19 protein-coding genes, 1 tRNA gene and 1 other RNA gene are annotated in these 16,690 nt (G+C 28.4%); 13 read left to right on the top strand and 8 right to left on the bottom strand.

Features of this window, described 5'->3' with window-relative positions:
* The first annotated feature begins 22 nt into the window (after positions 1-22).
* From ETU08_RS04120 to ETU08_RS04110, 3 genes are all read left to right on the top strand, one after another.
* A complete protein-coding gene (locus ETU08_RS04120) occupies positions 23-598 on the top strand; it encodes an SPOR domain-containing protein (protein WP_146261754.1) in 576 nt (191 codons plus the stop codon).
* 87 nt (positions 599-685) lie between these two features.
* Positions 686-1,507: a hypothetical protein gene (locus tag ETU08_RS04115; protein ID WP_146261753.1), complete on the top strand. Its 822-nt coding sequence runs from the start codon at positions 686-688 to the stop codon at positions 1,505-1,507.
* A 17-nt stretch (positions 1,508-1,524) separates the two neighbouring features.
* The gene (locus ETU08_RS04110) at positions 1,525-3,351 is read left to right on the top strand and encodes a chloride channel protein (RefSeq protein WP_146261752.1); all 1,827 of its coding nucleotides are present in this window, start codon (positions 1,525-1,527) and stop codon (positions 3,349-3,351) included.
* Here ETU08_RS04110 and ETU08_RS04105 read toward each other — a convergent pair.
* From ETU08_RS04105 to ETU08_RS04090, 4 genes are all read right to left on the bottom strand, one after another.
* Complete coding sequence (locus tag ETU08_RS04105) at positions 3,348-3,755, bottom strand: thiol-disulfide oxidoreductase DCC family protein (RefSeq protein ID WP_146261751.1); 408 nt, start codon at positions 3,753-3,755, stop codon at positions 3,348-3,350. The two genes, ETU08_RS04110 and ETU08_RS04105, sit on opposite strands and share 4 nt — an antisense overlap.
* Positions 3,752-4,390 (bottom strand): acyl carrier protein phosphodiesterase, encoded by a 639-nt coding sequence (locus ETU08_RS04100; protein ID WP_146261750.1) that lies wholly within the window; start codon positions 4,388-4,390, stop codon positions 3,752-3,754. The genes ETU08_RS04105 and ETU08_RS04100 overlap by 4 nt, the downstream gene beginning before the upstream one ends.
* A 23-nt stretch (positions 4,391-4,413) precedes the next feature.
* Entirely contained in the window at positions 4,414-5,769 is a 1,356-nt protein-coding gene (locus ETU08_RS04095; RefSeq protein ID WP_146261749.1) for a tetratricopeptide repeat protein, read from the bottom strand.
* Between the two features lie 91 nt (positions 5,770-5,860).
* The gene (locus tag ETU08_RS04090) at positions 5,861-6,562 is read right to left on the bottom strand and encodes a biotin--[acetyl-CoA-carboxylase] ligase (RefSeq protein ID WP_146261748.1); all 702 of its coding nucleotides are present in this window, start codon (positions 6,560-6,562) and stop codon (positions 5,861-5,863) included.
* Between the two features lie 118 nt (positions 6,563-6,680).
* Here ETU08_RS04090 and rsfS point away from each other — a divergent pair, with 118 nt between their 5' ends.
* The 9 genes from rsfS (at position 6,681) to ETU08_RS04045 (ending at position 12,916) form a co-directional block, all read left to right on the top strand.
* Entirely contained in the window at positions 6,681-7,052 is a 372-nt protein-coding gene (gene rsfS / locus ETU08_RS04085; RefSeq protein WP_146261747.1) for a ribosome silencing factor, read from the top strand.
* Positions 7,053-7,092: 40 nt separating this feature from the next.
* The gene (ftsH, locus tag ETU08_RS04080) at positions 7,093-9,090 is read left to right on the top strand and encodes an ATP-dependent zinc metalloprotease FtsH (RefSeq protein ID WP_375762809.1); all 1,998 of its coding nucleotides are present in this window, start codon (positions 7,093-7,095) and stop codon (positions 9,088-9,090) included.
* A 110-nt stretch (positions 9,091-9,200) separates the two neighbouring features.
* Positions 9,201-9,785 (top strand): hypothetical protein, encoded by a 585-nt coding sequence (locus ETU08_RS04075; RefSeq protein WP_185145277.1) that lies wholly within the window; start codon positions 9,201-9,203, stop codon positions 9,783-9,785.
* A gap of 5 nt (positions 9,786-9,790) precedes the next feature.
* Positions 9,791-10,645 (top strand): phosphatidate cytidylyltransferase, encoded by an 855-nt coding sequence (locus tag ETU08_RS04070; protein WP_146261744.1) that lies wholly within the window; start codon positions 9,791-9,793, stop codon positions 10,643-10,645.
* A complete protein-coding gene (locus ETU08_RS04065; protein ID WP_146261743.1) occupies positions 10,642-11,295 on the top strand; it encodes a phosphatidylserine decarboxylase family protein in 654 nt (217 codons plus the stop codon). Before ETU08_RS04070 ends, ETU08_RS04065 begins: the two co-directional genes overlap by 4 nt.
* A 67-nt stretch (positions 11,296-11,362) precedes the next feature.
* On the top strand, positions 11,363-11,614 hold the full coding sequence (locus tag ETU08_RS04060) for a type B 50S ribosomal protein L31 (protein WP_146261742.1): 252 nt from the start codon (positions 11,363-11,365) through the stop codon (positions 11,612-11,614).
* A gap of 145 nt (positions 11,615-11,759) precedes the next feature.
* Positions 11,760-12,068 (top strand): hypothetical protein, encoded by a 309-nt coding sequence (locus ETU08_RS04055; RefSeq protein WP_146261741.1) that lies wholly within the window; start codon positions 11,760-11,762, stop codon positions 12,066-12,068.
* A 19-nt stretch (positions 12,069-12,087) separates the two neighbouring features.
* A complete protein-coding gene (gene bshB1 / locus ETU08_RS04050) occupies positions 12,088-12,804 on the top strand; it encodes a bacillithiol biosynthesis deacetylase BshB1 (protein ID WP_146261740.1) in 717 nt (238 codons plus the stop codon).
* A gap of 38 nt (positions 12,805-12,842) precedes the next feature.
* A tRNA-His gene (locus tag ETU08_RS04045) sits at positions 12,843-12,916 on the top strand.
* A gap of 228 nt (positions 12,917-13,144) precedes the next feature.
* On the opposite strand, the gene ETU08_RS04040 is transcribed toward ETU08_RS04045, so the two are convergent.
* From ETU08_RS04040 to ETU08_RS04025, 4 genes are all read right to left on the bottom strand, one after another.
* Positions 13,145-13,690 carry an RNA methyltransferase gene (locus tag ETU08_RS04040; RefSeq protein ID WP_146261739.1) on the bottom strand — a complete coding sequence of 182 codons (546 nt, stop codon included), beginning with the start codon at positions 13,688-13,690 and terminating at the stop codon, positions 13,145-13,147.
* A 125-nt stretch (positions 13,691-13,815) separates the two neighbouring features.
* Positions 13,816-14,598: a class I SAM-dependent methyltransferase gene (locus ETU08_RS04035; RefSeq protein WP_146261738.1), complete on the bottom strand. Its 783-nt coding sequence runs from the start codon at positions 14,596-14,598 to the stop codon at positions 13,816-13,818.
* A 21-nt stretch (positions 14,599-14,619) separates the two neighbouring features.
* Positions 14,620-15,429: a type I methionyl aminopeptidase gene (gene map, locus ETU08_RS04030; protein WP_146261737.1), complete on the bottom strand. Its 810-nt coding sequence runs from the start codon at positions 15,427-15,429 to the stop codon at positions 14,620-14,622.
* Positions 15,426-15,866, bottom strand: coding sequence for a BT0820 family HAD-type phosphatase (locus ETU08_RS04025; protein WP_146261736.1), 441 nt, complete (start codon positions 15,864-15,866; stop codon positions 15,426-15,428). Before ETU08_RS04025 ends, map begins: the two co-directional genes overlap by 4 nt.
* Before the next feature lie 363 nt (positions 15,867-16,229).
* Here ETU08_RS04025 and ssrA point away from each other — a divergent pair.
* Positions 16,230-16,630: a transfer-messenger RNA gene (ssrA, locus tag ETU08_RS04020) on the top strand.
* Positions 16,631-16,690 lie beyond the last annotated feature (60 nt).

Below are 16,690 nucleotides of genomic sequence, written 5' to 3'. Positions count from 1 at the left end.
TGTATATAAACAACTAAAGTTAATGAAAAAATTTTTATTTTTTATTTTATTATTGCTTAGTATTCATTTTTATAATGGACAAGAAAAAATTACTAGGGTTGATTCGGCAACTGGAGGATCTCTAACGATTGAAGCTAATAAAGAGATAATTGATTTGATTAATGAAGATCAATTGTGTAGAAAAGTTCCCAAATCCAATATTCCAGCTAAAGTTAGTACTTCAAGGAGTGATATTAGTGAGATTGATAATTCTAAAGTTGTAAATACTAAACCTAGTTCTTCAAATACAAATAGTACTAGAACTGTCAATAAAGAAAATCCTAAGAATATATGTGGTTCAAGAAGGGATATCCCAGGCTATATGATTAAAGTAGGAGAAGCTAAAAGTGAACAAGATATAAATACAATGATTTCAGATTTTAGATCCAAATTCCCATATTTAAGAGTTGAAAAGACTTATTTGAGACCAGATTGGAGACTTTTAGCTGGAGATTATTTTAAAAAAGAATCTGCACAAGCAGATTTAAAGAAAATACGTCAAACCTATCCCTCTGCAATGGTTATCAATTGGAGGATTTACTGCAACAGAGCAAAGTAAAAAGGGATAAGATAAATTGATAGAAATGATCAGTTTTTCTGGTCATTTTTTATATTTTAAAAAATTGAATAAAAAAATTATTAATATATGATAGTAGATCAAATAGAAAAAAAAATACAATACTTAAAGAAAAATAAATATCAACTACCTATAAAAGAAATATTATCACAAACATTCTCACTATTTACTAAGACACTTTTTCTTGGTATATTCTCTGTTCTATTTACATCCAGTGTATTAGTACTGGTATACCAATTTTTTACCAGTTATTTTGATCTTGCAGATTTGGACGGTACAATATATCAATCCTATATAGTATTACTTAACACATTTGCCAAAGGAGATATTGTTAAAAGTCAAGAGGCATTAATGGGTACAAGAAATTTACTTTTTTCTTATTTAAGTAATTTTTGCGTTATGCAAAGATTTATAATCTTAATTTTTTCAAAAATTATAATTTTTCCACTTTCAGCCGGAGTTGTTTATTGTGCTTATAAAAAAGATACAGTAGGTTTAGCTACATTTAAAGATTTGATTCAAAATTTTGAAGGGCGTAGGTTTCTCAATTTGGTCATTTTAGGTGTCATATATTATATAGCTATAGCCATAAGTATTGTATTTTTTTATCTTCCAATGTTAATTTTTTCGCCTTTTTTATATTTGGCAGGAGCCTTTATTGCTATAAACAATATTTCATTAGGTAAAGCATTAAAATATAGCATACAAATTGCTAAAATTAATTATGGTAAAATGCTAATGATTTCTTTGCTTTCCTTTGTATTAAGTACTATTATTGGGCAGTTGTTTGGCTTTATGCTACTTTATGCATTATCTGTTCCATATACATTGGTGATGGTTTATGTTGTATATAAAAACATTTTGGGAACTGATATTATTAATAATGAATAAAGGTTTGTTGTAATTAAATGAGAAGAAAAAAAAAACATAAATTATTCATAATCATATTCCTTTTTAAAAGAATAAGAGTTGAAGCTAATTTATTAGCAAGAAAATTTTTACTTACTAATCCCCAAGCATTTGTATATATTATTAGCATTATCATAGGATTAACTGGAGGAATAAGTGCAGTAATTTTAAAAAATCTAGTAAGCTTTACAGAAGAATTAATCTATCATAGAAATGGTATTTCATATTCTAATTATTGGATAATTTTTCTACCTGCCATTGGTATTCTTTTAACGGTTATTTACATAAAGTTTTTTGTAAAAGAAAATATTAGCCATGGTGTTGAAAAAGTTTTAGCAGCAATTTCTAAAAATAAAAGTAGAATAAATATTAAAAACACGTATAGTTCAATAGTATCCAGTAGTCTTACCGTCGGCTTTGGAGGCTCGTCTGGTCTAGAAGCGCCTATTGTTTATACTGGAGCTGCAATAGGAGCAAATGTTGCGGATAAATTTAATTTACCCATTAAATTAAGAACCTTATTTATTGCTTGTGGATGTTCAGCGGCTGTTGCAGGAATTTTTAAAGCACCAATAGCAGCCATAATTTTTTCTTTAGAAGTTATAATGATTGATTTAAGTATGTGGTCTATTATTCCCATACTAATTTCAGCCACTACAGGAGCCCTAGTTTCCTACTTTTTTTTAGGAGATGATATTTCCTTTTATTTTGCAGTTTTTGAACCATTTGATAAATCTAAAATACCTTTTTATATATTGTTAGGTATTATATGTGGATTCTATGCCGTATACTTTATTAAATTTAGTAGATATATTGAAAAAAGGTTTGCGCAAAAAAAGAATATATATCTTAAGGCAATAATAGGTGGTTTAAGTGTAGGTATACTAATATTTATTTTTCCACCACTTTTTGGAGAAGGTTATATTGGCATACAGCATTTAATGAGTGATAAACCTAATGTAATCATTGAAAACTCGTTATTTAATTCATGGAAGGATAATAATTTATTTTTAATACTATTTCTATTATCAATTTTATTTATCAAAGTTATAGCTAGTAGTTTTACAACAGCTTCAGGGGGAATTGGTGGTGTTTTTGGACCTGCACTATTTACCGGAGGTGTTTTAGGGTATATTTTCGAAAAAATTATTACTAAGTTAAGCTTGATTAAATTATCAGAGCATAATTTTACTCTGGTTGGAATGGCTGGAGTTATGGCTGGTATTATGCATGCTCCAATTACTTCTATATTTTTAATAGCAGAAATTACGGGAGGTTATAGTTTACTTTTTCCACTTATAATTACCGCTACAACAGCATATTTAGTCAAATATAGATTTGATAAGTATTCTGTTTATACCTATCATCTAAAAAAAGAGAATCAAATGATTACTCATAATAAAGATAAAGAAGCTATTTTAAGAATGAATATAAATAATCTGATTGAAAGGGATTTTATAGTTGTTAAATCAACCATGAAATTGGTAGATTTTATTAAAGAAATAATTCCAAAATCAAATCGGAATTTATTTATAGTAGAAGATGATAATGGAGATTATTTAGGAGTTATTCAATTGGATGAAATCATGGGGCTATTGTTGGATAAGGAAAAATATGAAGGTTTGGAAGTAAAAGATATAGTAACCCCTTCCTCAGCAGTTATTAATTCTTTAAAAGGAGATAACGAAGCAATATTCAACTTATTTGATACTTATGATGTTTGGTATTTGCCAGTAGTTAAAAATAAAAAATATCTAGGAATGCTTTCCAAATCCAAATTACTTCAAAAGTATAGAAAATTAATAATAGATTTTTCTGAAGATTAGTTAGTCAAAAATTTATCTTTCCATTCAGGATTCGGCATCATGCAACTTTCACTTTTACCAAAAAATTTATATCGATTTTTTGCAATCAATGAGTACAATTTATCTCTTATAAAAGAAGGGAAAATGTAAAATATACTTAGAATACTAAAAGGAAAACCTAACAATTTAAAAATTTGTAAAACAGCATCACTTTTTAAAAAGTAGGCAGAATTGGGTTGATATAATATAATAGAGTCAAAAGAATGTGAAGATAAATTCCTCTCTTTTAAAAAGTTTTGCCCCATTTCTGATTGAAGTGAAGCGAACTTAAACCTATTTTTTTTATCATATTTAATTATGAATTTCACCCAAGAATTACAAAGGTTACAGATCCCATCAAAAAATACAATGTAACTATTCATCATCTTTTAGCGCTATATTCCTTAACTAAGTTTTCATAATTAGGCATCAATCTAATAATAAACTCTTTACAATACTCTTCTAATTCAGGGAAAAATAATAAAAATTGATTTTCAATGTTCTTTTCTTGAAGATAAATTTCTTTTATAGAATATCCCATATCTTGAATAAGATGTTTGAATTTTGACCTTTTAGTTAAATTATGTAAAGTCCATTCAATACCTTCTAGGGATTTATACTTATCAAACCAGTCATCATTAATCAAAGAGATCAAGAATACTTCTAAGTTTTTAGGAACAAGTATTTCTAAACTATTGACAAGGTTGTAACAAGAATTTTTAAAATCATAAAAAGGTTCTTTGTAAAACAGATGCCAATTTTTAATTAAAAAATAGTCATAAATTACATCTGTAATTATGGGTGCAAATTTACCATAAGATTTATGAAAAATACTTGTAGTTTCTTTTACAATAGGATGGCTATCTGTAAAAGAATCTATATGTCTATGTAAAAGAATTCCGGTAGCTATAGATTGTGGGTAATTTTGGTAATCTTTACCACGAACAACCTCACCCAAAATATTACCTATTTGAATATCGGGTATATTAAAAGATAAAAATTGGTGAGCTACAATATTCATATAATACTAATAAATATTAGTCTTCAGTAATTATTTATTATTTTTAAAAGTATGGAATACTTCTCTTTCATTTCAATATTAATATAAGGATTCAATTTTAGTGCCATTTTTAAACAATTATTACCTTTTTCTATATCATTTATTAAAAAATAGCAATTTCCAAGTTGATAATAAATTTCTGCTCTATTTAATGTTTTTAAGCTATTTTTCAAAATTATAATCGCTTTAGAATATTCTTTCATATTGATTAATAATTCTGAGTATGCCAACCAATTATGAAAAGTGTCTGGTTCTAGATCTATAATAATTTCAAAGGCATCAGAGGCTTCTTGGTAATTTCCTAACTGTACATTTAAGTACGCATATTTTTTCCAATAACTTACTTCCTTAGTCTCAATTTCCAAAGCTTTTTTTATAAATACAAGTGCTTCTTCTTTGTCATTCATTAGATCAAAAAGATCAGAAATTTCAAACCAAGCCTTATCAAATTGTGGATCTTCTTTAGTAGACTTATAAAAAGCTTTCATGGCAAGGTCATGTTTTTTTAACTTATTATAAGCTAAGCCAATTTTTAAGAATGTAAAAGCAGCAGTATCATCAAAAGCTAAGGATTCTTCATAAGTTTCTATTGCTTTCTCCCAAAGTTCAAGCTTTTCGTAACAAAAAGCTTTTTGGGAATAACCGGCAATACTTTTAGGATTTATTATGATTACATAATCAAAAGAAATTAAACCCTGTTTATAATTATTAATATTTAAATACTGCAAACCTAGCTGAAACCATGCTTCTTCACTGTAAGGATTATTATCTATATAATCATTTAAAAATGTTATGCAATTATTATATTCGAAACTAACTTCATAGCAATGAATGCAGGACAATAATGCATAATCATCTTTTAAATTGAATTTTAATGCGCTTTTATATGCTTCTAAAGCTTCCTTAGGTTTATTCAATTCCAGATATTCATTTCCTATACAATTGTAAATGTAATTTTCTTCTTCATGGTTTTCTAAAGCTGTTAAATAAAGTTCAATTGACTTATGATGTAGTTTCTTTAAAGACCAATATCTAGCAGAAGCTATTAAATAATCATTATTGTTAAAACAATAGTCTTTTAATGATTCAATAAAAGAGGAAGCTGTTTCAAGGTCTTCTACGCCCACGTAATACTCCAGTTGCTTAATTTTTAAATCTAGGCTTTCAGGGTATAAATTTAATGCAATCAACAATGCTTTATTCGCATATTCAAAATCATAAATATCTAAATAGAAAGTGATAATTTCGTTAAATTCATCAGAGTCAAAATAAATTGACTTATTATTCTCTAATAAATTCTCAAATTCATTAACTAAATCATTATCAAAAAAGTCTTCCACAAATATTAATTTCTAATCGTTGGTAGGTAAAATTAGTTAAAAAATCTCATTTATAATTATTTAAATAATAACTTGTTGAAAAATCATTAAGTCACAAAATAAAAGAAATTTCTTTCATTCTAAATCTTTCAATGGTATTATTGAATTGAATATTTAATAGTCCATCTCGATCTACCTCTTTAATAATACCCTTAATTACTTTTTCGTTAATAATAAATTCCCTTCCTATATTCTTGCCAAATAAATATTCATTATAAGTATTAAGAAGCACATCTGGGGCTTTTAATAATGATAAGTTAATTTTAAAACTATTAATTAGCTGATCAACAAGTTGATGTAAGTTGTAATCCTTTAAATTGTTTTCTTTAAAAAGTGAAGTAGCGGTATAAAGATTATTAAAATTTGTTTGCTTAACATTAAGACCAATTCCAATAATATAATATTCTTTATGTTTTTCAATTAGAATTCCACAAATTTTTTTTTCATTGACAACAATATCATTGGGCCATTTTATATAAACATCATTGTTTTCAAGTATATCCATAACCCAATCTCTCATAACTACTGCAACCCATAAACTTAGATCTATAGGATTGGACATTGTTTTATGATTTAGACAAAATGACAGGGCTATATTTTTGTTGGCTTCACACTGCCAAGAACTCCCATTAACTCCTTTGCCTTTAGTTTGATTAAAAGTGTACACGCCAGAAAAGTTTACTTTATAATTATCCAAATTATCTTTTAAAAACACATTTGTAGAGCTTGTATGTAACAAATAATCTAGTGGCATAACATTTGAAATATAAATTATAAAGTTAAAATTATTAAAAATAAAGACAATTAAATATTATAAATGACTATTTTTGCTAAAATTCAAAAATTATAATATTTAGATTAGAGATTAATGCATGATTAATACAGAAGTTGACAAAGAAGTGTTGCTAAATGCAATAGTTCAAGGGATTGAAGATGTTAAAGGATACGATATAACTATTTTAAATCTTACACAATTAGAAAACAGAATCTCAGATTATTTTATTGTATGTACGGGATCTTCCAATACTCAGGTTTCTGCCATTTCAGATTCAATTGAAAGAAATGTTAGGACAAGTTTAAAAGAAAAACCATGGCATGTTGAGGGAAAAGATAATTTACAGTGGGTGTTGATGGATTATGTATCTATTGCAGTCCATATATTTCAGCCTGAATTTAGAGAATATTATGATTTAGAAAGTTTATGGGGAGATGTGGAAGTTAAGAAAATATCAGTTGAAAATTAGCATTTTATAATTATTTAAGCACAGTTAAAAATTAGTTAATATTTTGGAGACAAATAAAAATAAAAAAAATAATAAAAATAAAAAGCCATTTACATTTAATTGGTTTTATGGGATTTTAATAGTTTTTGCAGTTTTATTGCTTTCGCAAGAATTTTTATTTTCTGGGAGAGACACAAAAATTGATCAAGCAAAATTTTTCAACTATTTAGAAAAAGGGTTTGTAAGTCGTGTGGTTTTTCTTAATGCCACATCAGAAGTAAAAGTTTATTTAACCGATGAAGCTAAAAAAAATCCAGAAGTTGTAGGAAAGGAAAGTCAAAGTTTAAATCCCTTTGGTCAAATCTCAGACAGTCCACAATTTACATTTGTAGCAGGAGATAAACAATTGTTTGAAAAACAATTCAATGAAGATGTAGATAAATTAGGTCTTAAAACTAAAATTGAATTTGAAAACTCTAGCCCTTGGAGCGGAATTTTGTTACAATTATTGATACCAATATTATTCTTTGGATTAATTTGGTTTTTCTTATTTAGGAGAATGGCGGGCGGTGGCGCCGGAGCGGGAGGTCAAATTTTCAGTATAGGAAAATCCAAAGCCAAACTTTTTGATGAGAATGATAATACAAAAGTAACTTTTAAAGATGTAGCAGGATTAGAAGGAGCAAAAGAAGAGGTGGAAGAAATCGTAGATTTTCTTAAAACACCTGAAAAATACACCAAATTAGGAGGTAAAATACCTAGAGGAGCGCTATTAGTAGGTCCTCCAGGAACAGGTAAAACTTTATTGGCGAAAGCTGTAGCAGGTGAAGCCAATGTTCCTTTTTTCTCATTATCAGGTTCAGACTTTGTGGAAATGTTTGTAGGCGTTGGAGCTTCTAGAGTTAGAGATTTGTTTAAACAAGCCAAAGATAAATCCCCAGCCATAATTTTTATTGATGAGATAGATGCTATAGGTAGAGCACGTGGGAAAAATAATATTACCGGTTCTAATGATGAAAGGGAGAATACATTAAATCAGTTATTGACTGAAATGGATGGTTTTGGAACCCACACAAGTGTGATTGTTTTAGCGGCAACAAATAGAGCGGATATTCTAGATAAAGCTTTATTAAGACCGGGGCGTTTTGATAGATCTATATATGTAGATTTGCCAGACTTGAACGAGAGAAGAGAAATATTTCAAGTTCATCTTAAACCACTAAAGCTAGATGAAAATTTAGATATAGAATTTTTAGCTAAACAAACTCCTGGGTTTAGTGGAGCAGATATAGCAAATGTATGTAACGAAGCAGCTTTAATAGCAGCTAGAAAGGGTAAAGAAAGCGTAGGTAAACAAGATTTTTTAGATTCTGTAGATAGAATTATTGGAGGATTGGAAAAGAAAAATAAAGTTATAAAACCGCACGAGAAAAAAAGAGTAGCCTTCCATGAAGCCGGTCATGCTACAATTAGCTGGATGGTTGAACACGCTGCGCCATTATTAAAAGTAACTATTGTGCCTAGAGGTCGTTCACTAGGAGCTGCATGGTATCTTCCGGAGGAAAGACAATTGACAACTACAGAGCAAATGTTTGATGAAATATGTGCTACATTAGGAGGTAGAGCAGCAGAGGAAGTAATATTTGGTGACATTTCTACCGGAGCATTATCTGACTTAGAAAAAGTTACTAAACAAGCCAACGCTATGGTAACTATTTATGGATTAAGTGAAAAAATAGGCAATATTTCTTATTATGACAGTTCAGGGAATGAATATGGATTTACTAAACCTTATTCTGAAGTAACTTCCGAGATTATTGATAAAGAAATTTCAAGAATTATTGAAAATCAATACGAAAGAGCCAAAGAAATACTTCTTGAGAATAAGGATAAGCTAACTGAATTGGCTAATAAATTGCTTGAAAAAGAAGTAATTTTTAAAGATGATCTAGAAGAAATCTTTGGTAAAAGAAAATTTGAAGATGAAACCTTTTCTCAGGAAATAGAAGATAATAATACAACTAAAGAAAATAATAATTCTTCAGATTACCATATATAAATATATCGTTAACCTTTTCTATAAGTATCAGTAAAAGATTTTATAGTTAAGGTTAATGAATTTATGATATAAATTTAGAAAACTAAGTTTTTAGATTAAATATTGCAGGATTGATGGGTTTTTTAGATAAAATATTTGGAAAGAAAAAAAAAGAGGAAATTTTAGACTGGAATATTGATAATCAAGAAGAAGATCAATCTGTAATATTTGTTGAAAAATTTAAAAGTGCTGGAGGAATGTTTTTTTATAACGATGATGAAAGTGAAGCACTACAAACATTAAAAAATATATTAATCGTTGAAGATATAAGTGAAGTATTATGTCTGAATCCTAAACTTATATCAATGTTAAATGTGTTGGATTGTAATAATACCCCAATATGTAATGGAAAGCAAGACATAGCATTTATAAATTGTGAATATTTAGTAACTTTAGATGGTTCAGTAATGGTATCATCAGATCAAATTTCACATCTAAAAAAATCAGATCTTCCTAATAAAATTATAGTGTGGGCAAGTCCAGACCAAATAATTAGTTCTTCCAGTGAAGGATTGGAAAAGATTAGAGTTTCTAAAAAACAAAAATTGCCCTCAAACATTACAACAATACATGGGAATCAAGTTCAAGGATTTAGTGGTTTATCAACCACACGAAAATTATATCTGTTATTAGTTGAAGAATCATATATAGCTTAAATTAAATGTTAACGCGTACTTTTTCAGGATTAATATATATATTCCTAATTTTTATTTGTTCAAATAATATATTTTCGGATTTTTCATATACATATTTTAATATTAAGATAAATGCAGGTTTATTATTTTATATATTGAACTCTCTGTTTTTACTTTGTTGTTTAGTAGAATGTATAAAACTATTAAAGTATTCAACATTTATCTATAAATTATTGACAATAGCAGTTGTATTCATATTATATTATTATTCATCCATCCATTATTTCAACCATAGTTTTTACATATCGTCATTGTATATACGTTATTTGTTAACTCTCTTGTTGTTTTTTTTATCTATTGTTACTATTTTTAAGTATTCCAATGAACTGTATTCAGATTCATCCAAATTAATTTTTGTCTTAGCCTATTTAGGGGTTCCTTTTGGTTTATCACTAGCATTGCCAAACAGCTATAGAGACTACACTTCTGAGGTATTCTATATTTTTTTACTAATTTGGGTTAGTGATAGTTTTGCATATATAATAGGAAGTAAATTTGGAAAGAGAAAGTTATTTCCTAAAATATCTCCCAATAAATCAATTGAAGGATTGTTAGGGGGCATATTTTTTACACTTGTTGCGGGAATATTAATTGAATACAATTTAAAAATATTAAAAGGAAATTGGATAGTGATTAGTTTATTAATATCTATATTTGCACCCATTGGAGATTTAGCAGAATCAAAGTTAAAAAGAGTATTTAAGGTAAAAGATTCAGGCAAATTAATGCCAGGACATGGAGGGCTTCTAGATCGATTAGATAGCTACATTATTTGTGTTCCAGTAGTATTTACCTATTATTTAATATTATCTAAAATATGAGGTTTCATAAAGCAGGGACAGAAATAATAACAATAAGCGTTATTCTATTTCTAATAATAAATTTAGTTTCAATCTATTTATTTAAATACTGGAGTGTAATTATTTTTATAATAACACTTGCACTCTTGGCTTTTATTCTATGGTTTTTTAGAAATCCCAAAAGATTTATTAAAGCTAATAACAATGAAATTGTAGCACCTGTTGATGGTAAAGTTGTTGTTGTAAAAGAAGTTTATGAAAAAGAGTTTTTAAAAACCTCATGTATTCAGATTTCCATATTTATGTCGCCCTTGAATGTTCATGTGTGTAGATATCCGGTAAGTGGTGAGGTTATTTATACCAAATATCATCCAGGGAAATTTTTAGTAGCATGGCATGAAAAATCATCTGAGTTAAATGAAAGAACAACAGTTGTGGTACAAAATGAATGTAATCAGCAAATTTTATTTAGGCAAATAGCAGGGGCTATGGCTAGAAGAATAGTTTTATACCCTAAAATAGGAGATACTGCTGTTGCAGGAAATGATTATGGTTTTATAAAATTTGGCTCAAGATTAGACGTGTTTCTACCATTAGGAACAGATATTTTAGTTAAGGTTGGTGATAAAATTCCGAATGGAGGTGAGAAAATTATCGCACGTTTAAAATAAAATTTAAAATAGTATTTGTATATATATAAAAAAAAGTATAATTTCGCATTCCAAATTCGTAGTAAAGATGAAAAAAGAAATTCACCCAGATAATTATAGATTAGTTGTATTTAAAGACATGAGTAATGAAGAAATGTTCCTTTGTAGATCTGCTGCAGATACAAAAGATACAATTGAATATGAAGGTGTGGAATATCCTTTAATAAAAATGGAGATTTCAAGTACTTCTCATCCTTTTTACACAGGAAAAGTTAAATTGGTTGATACAGCTGGTAGAGTTGATAAGTTTTTTAACAAATATAAAAGTTATAAAAAATAGCTTTATTCAATTAAAATAAAATTTATACCCATTGTTATAAAATTAACAATGGGTTTTTTATGGCATAACTATTGACCTTAAAATAAAGGTACAAAATTTTTCCATATTTTTTGAAATTTGTATATAACTAACAAAAAATGTATTTATGAAAAAAAAACTGTTTATCATATTTTTCGCTTTACTTTCAATGATAACCTTTGCTCAAGATCGTTATAAGTATAGACAAGAAATACAGTCAACAAATGATAAAATACTTCTAATTGAGAATATGGTAAAGAATGAATTTGGCGAACCCTCTTCACCAGGTATATGGACATCAAATAACTCTGATTTTGGACTTATGATTAGAACTAAGGGCAATTCTTTTAGTATAAGTGCTTGGCAAATATCTGATAATCCTGAAATTAAGATTAGAGTAGAAAGATTGATGAATAAAGTTAAATCTATTTTATAGATAATTTAAACATATTTGAATGAAATTAGATATTTTGGCTATAGGAGCCCATCCGGATGATGTAGAACTAGGTTGTGGAGGAACATTAGCAAAAATGATTTCTCAAAACTATAAAGTAGGTATTCTAGATTTAACTCAAGGAGAATTAGGTACTAGAGGAACTTATCAAACAAGAAAATCTGAAGCTGATTTAGCCAGTCGTATTTTAGGTGTATTTTATAGAGATAATCTTAAATTTAAAGATGGTTTCTTTACGAACGATGAATTTCATCAACTTGAGATTATAAAGATTATTAGAAAATATCGCCCCAACATTATACTTGCTAATGCTATAGAAGATAGACATCCAGACCATGGAAAGGCTGCTAAGCTGGTAAATGATTCAATTTTTTTATCGGGACTGGCTAAAATTGAAACGATATTGGATGGAAATTTTCAAGAGAGGTGGAGACCTAAGCATACGTTCAACTATATCCAGTGGAAGGAACTAAAACCAGATTTTGTTATTGATATTTCTGGGTTTTTAGATATAAAAGTCCAAGCATGTTTAGCATATAAAACCCAATTTTATGATCCAGAATCAAAAGAATTAGATACACCTATAACCTCATTAAATTTTAAAAAAAGTATTATTTACAGAGCTGAAAATTTGGGTAGGCTAGTGGGTTGTGATGCTGGGGAGGGTTTTACCAGTGCAAGCTGGATAGGATTAAAAGATTTTGATAATTTTATTTGATAATAAGAAATCTATTTATATATTTGCAATCCTAAATGGTGACCATAGCTCAGTTGGTTAGAGCGTCGGATTGTGGTTCCGAAGGTCGTGGGTTCGAGACCCATTGGTCACCCTACTAAAAAGTGAGATTTATAAAATAAATCTCACTTTTTGTTTATAAATACAAATAATAATAAAATTTTTTAAAAAATGATTGAATGCTATGATTACATAAGATTATTATTTGGAGAAACTATTTTATGAGATAGTGATTACTTATATAAAATTAAAATTTTTAAAAATTACAAGAAAAATTTTAATTAAAGAGCTATATAAGCACTATGAATTAGCAAAAATTTGATTAAATGAAGTTCTTGTACCATTCCCATAAAATTATACCCGAACAAACGCTAACATTTAATGAATGTTTAGTTCCGGATTGAGGAATTTCAACGAACAGATCAATTTCATCCAGAATTGAATCTGTAATTCCATCGACTTCATTGCCAAGAATCAAAGCATACTTATTTTTACAGTTAATAGTAAAATCTTGTAATAGAATACTATCTTTTACTTGTTCTATACCAACAAGTAAATAACCTTCCTTTTTTAAATTTTTAATTAGTTGTAATATATCTTCATAAAATTCCCAATCAACACTTTCAGTTGCCCCAAGAGCAGTTTTCTGTATTTCTCTGTGAGGTGGACAAGGAGTTATACCACACAAAAATATCTTCTTAATAGAAAAAGCATCAGAAGTTCGGAACACTGAACCTACATTATTCATGGAGCGAATATTATCCAGTAATACAACTACAGGAATTTTTTCACTTGTTTTGAATTCTTCAATAGATTTTCTATTTAAAGCATCTAATTTAAGTTTTTCTGTTTTTTTTTCTAAAGACATATAATATTTGTAATTTATAAAATAAAACAATTTAAAGGATGTTATGTGAAATTGTATAAATAATTCGTACTAATAAAATAAAACTTATTTATAGATTTCAATAATAATATATGATTATTGAAATTTTATAAAACTAATTTAGGTTTTCTAACTACGGGTAAAATTTCATTCCGAGACAATGCATATTTATCAATTTCCTCTAAAGATAGAATTTGGTAGTACTTTACTTGTTCAACTTGAAAACCACCTTTCTCTAATCGTTTAAAATAATCCAAACCATACCATCGGACGTGGTCATACTGCCCAAAATGTAATTTTCTATCTTCTTTTTTAGTTATGGTAAAGTCTTCATAAGTATATTTTTCATTAGATCTCATAGGGACTTGAAAAATGCCCCATCCTCCAGGTTTCATGGTTCTATAAAGTTCAGAAATAGCTTTGGCATCATCTTCAATATGTTCCAATACATGATTACAAAAAATCACATCGAATTCATTATCTTTAAAAGGAAGATTTAATATGTCAGCTTTAACATCAACTATGGGAGAGTATAAATCCGCAGTAATATAATCTATATTCGTAAGACTTTTAAATCTTTTTAAAAAGCATTGCTCGGGGGCAATACTTAAAACTTTTAATTTAGAAGTAAAAAAATTGGTATCCCTTTGTAAATACAACCACATAAGACGGTGTCTTTCTAAAGACAATGTTCCAGGTGCTAAGACATTGTTTCTAACATTTCCATAGCCGTAAGGAAGAAATTTACGATAAGATTTCCCATCAATAGGGTCCGTATACTTATTTCCTTTATAATAGATTGAAATTATCGGAGCAATGGCATAGCTAAATTTAATCAGAATAGGTCTAGGAAATAAGTTTAAAAAATATTTAAAAATTTTTTTATTCATTCTTAATATTGGAAGAATGGATTAAGGATTAAAGATAAATTCATCCTCTTCGTTAGAATAAACGCCCAAGGCATCGTAAATGTATTTATAAGTGGTGAGAAGTTTAGGCATTCCATCCACCACAGCAACATCATGTTCAAAATGACAAGAAGGTTTATGATCTTGAGTGGTTACCGTCCATCCATCCTTATGAAATTTTACTTTATGAGTACCTAAATTTATCATAGGTTCAATAGCTACCACCAAACCATCATCTATTCTAGCTCCACTACCTTTTCTTCCATAATTAGGTACTTGTGGATCTTCATGCATGGATTTACCCAAACCATGTCCAACCAATTCTCTAACAACACCGTAACCAGCATTTTCACAAATTAGTTGAATGGCAAAACTTATATCACCAATACAATTCCCTTTTTTACATTTTTTTATACCAGCATAAAGACTTTGCTTGGTAATATCCATCATTTTTTGTATACTAGAATCAACTTCACCCACGGAAAAGGTATAGGCCTGATCTCCATAATAACCATTTTTTAATGCCCCACAGTCAATGGAGATAATATCCCCTTCTTTAAGGGTATAGTTATTCGGAATTCCATGAACCACCTGATCGTTCGGAGACATGCATAAAGTATTAGGAAAATCATACAAGCCTAAAAAACCCGGTTCTGCACCTTGATCTCTAATAAATTCTTCCGCTATTTTATCTAAATGAATTAAAGATACCCCCGGGGAAATTTCTTTTGTTAATATTCCCAAAGTTTTTGAAACTATTTGGGCACTTTCATACATTAATTTTATTTCTTCTTTCGTTTTTAGTTGTATCATGATCCAAATAATTTTGATAAAAAACTTTTCTTTCTTCTATGCTTTTTTTTGGAATAAGGGATGATTTGTCTTCCTTCTATACCAAATTCTATCTTCTCTTTTATAATTTGATAAACCTCCCCCCAACCAGGGAAACCACCTAAATTACGATCGTCGATAAAATAATCAGCATTTATTTTTCTACTCTGAGATTCTTCGAAAACTTCTCCTTCATAGCTAGAATTTACAGAATAAAATTCAATGCCATTTTTCCTGCAAAATTCAATAGCTTCCTCCAATGCTTTACCACTACGATAGGTCCATAGTATTAATCTATAGCCTTTGGATTGTAATTTTTGCATAGTTTCAAAAGCAAAAAGCAGGGGCCTACCAATTTCAGGATAGTTATCTTCTACGATAGTGCCATCAAAATCAATGGCTATAATCTTATTATTCATACTTTAAGCTTCGTAATCAAATATTATTACAAATGTAAATAAATTCTTTAAGGTTTAATATTATAAAATAGATATTATCCCACTAAACACAATCCCATTTAAAATTATAAAAAACATTACTAAAAAGTCAATTCCTAATTTAAATATAATTATCTGTATTTGAAAATATAAATAGGAATTGGAGTATGTTATTTGAATAATTTTTAATTAAAATTTAGTAAAGTTTTATATAATTAAATTTCCTATTTGTATGAATAATTAATAAAATTGAATTTAGTAGATTTAAAAAATTAAAAAATTAAAAAATTGTTTTTTAAATTAAGACAAATAGGTAGAAAAATCTTACTTTTGCAAAGTTTTATTGGGGCTGACTGGTTTCGACAGCAAGATCAATGGGTAGGTAAGCATGCCGAGCCACGTAACAATATCTCGTAAAAATAGTGTTACAAACCTTTAACTGGCAACGAAGAATACGCTTTAGCTGCTTAATCCGACTGAATTACAGTAAGTCCAAGCATTTTCCCTGCAAGGCAGGGAAGCTAAATGTCTCTCAAAAGCCTTTCTCTACGGCGTTTGATTTAGAGGCACAGGAAGGTAGAGATAGAATGAGGTAGGTATCGGATTTCATTTAAAAATTAAGATACTAAGTTGTAATTGGGGTGTGAATTCTCAGCTTACAAACGAAAATCAATAATTCACTAAGCATGTAGAAAGCTTATGTATTGCTTGTTTGGACGAGGGTTCGAATCCCTCCAGCTCCACTATGCTGGTTTTTACTTAAGTTTAATTATCATTAAAGTTGCTAAAAATCAACAGATTAGATA

The sequence above is a fragment of the Apibacter muscae genome (genome assembly GCF_007845635.1).
GTDB classification, from domain to species: Bacteria; Bacteroidota; Bacteroidia; order Flavobacteriales; family Weeksellaceae; genus Apibacter; species Apibacter muscae.
Note: the sequence above shows the minus strand (reverse complement) of the source record. Positions and strands in the feature narration are given on the sequence as shown.

What these genes read in the sequence shown, in the direction of transcription:
- ETU08_RS04120 (WP_146261754.1), top strand. Translation starts at nt 23, where the DNA reads ATGAAAAAATTTTTATTTTTTATTTTATTATTGCTTAGTATTCATTTT.
- ETU08_RS04090 (WP_146261748.1), bottom strand. Translation starts at nt 6,562, where the DNA reads ATGCCACTAGATTATTTGTTACATACAAGCTCTACAAATGTGTTTTTA.
- map (WP_146261737.1), bottom strand. Translation starts at nt 15,429, where the DNA reads ATGATACAACTAAAAACGAAAGAAGAAATAAAATTAATGTATGAAAGT.
- ETU08_RS04070 (WP_146261744.1), top strand. Translation starts at nt 9,791, where the DNA reads ATGTTAACGCGTACTTTTTCAGGATTAATATATATATTCCTAATTTTT.
- ETU08_RS04040 (WP_146261739.1), bottom strand. Translation starts at nt 13,690, where the DNA reads ATGTCTTTAGAAAAAAAAACAGAAAAACTTAAATTAGATGCTTTAAAT.
- ETU08_RS04035 (WP_146261738.1), bottom strand. Translation starts at nt 14,598, where the DNA reads ATGAATAAAAAAATTTTTAAATATTTTTTAAACTTATTTCCTAGACCT.
- ETU08_RS04110 (WP_146261752.1), top strand. Translation starts at nt 1,525, where the DNA reads ATGAGAAGAAAAAAAAAACATAAATTATTCATAATCATATTCCTTTTT.
- bshB1 (WP_146261740.1), top strand. Translation starts at nt 12,088, where the DNA reads ATGAAATTAGATATTTTGGCTATAGGAGCCCATCCGGATGATGTAGAA.
- rsfS (WP_146261747.1), top strand. Translation starts at nt 6,681, where the DNA reads ATGATTAATACAGAAGTTGACAAAGAAGTGTTGCTAAATGCAATAGTT.
- ETU08_RS04060 (WP_146261742.1), top strand. Translation starts at nt 11,363, where the DNA reads ATGAAAAAAGAAATTCACCCAGATAATTATAGATTAGTTGTATTTAAA.
- ETU08_RS04065 (WP_146261743.1), top strand. Translation starts at nt 10,642, where the DNA reads ATGAGGTTTCATAAAGCAGGGACAGAAATAATAACAATAAGCGTTATT.
- ETU08_RS04115 (WP_146261753.1), top strand. Translation starts at nt 686, where the DNA reads ATGATAGTAGATCAAATAGAAAAAAAAATACAATACTTAAAGAAAAAT.
- ETU08_RS04105 (WP_146261751.1), bottom strand. Translation starts at nt 3,755, where the DNA reads ATGATGAATAGTTACATTGTATTTTTTGATGGGATCTGTAACCTTTGT.
- ETU08_RS04100 (WP_146261750.1), bottom strand. Translation starts at nt 4,390, where the DNA reads ATGAATATTGTAGCTCACCAATTTTTATCTTTTAATATACCCGATATT.
- ETU08_RS04055 (WP_146261741.1), top strand. Translation starts at nt 11,760, where the DNA reads ATGAAAAAAAAACTGTTTATCATATTTTTCGCTTTACTTTCAATGATA.
- ETU08_RS04025 (WP_146261736.1), bottom strand. Translation starts at nt 15,866, where the DNA reads ATGAATAATAAGATTATAGCCATTGATTTTGATGGCACTATCGTAGAA.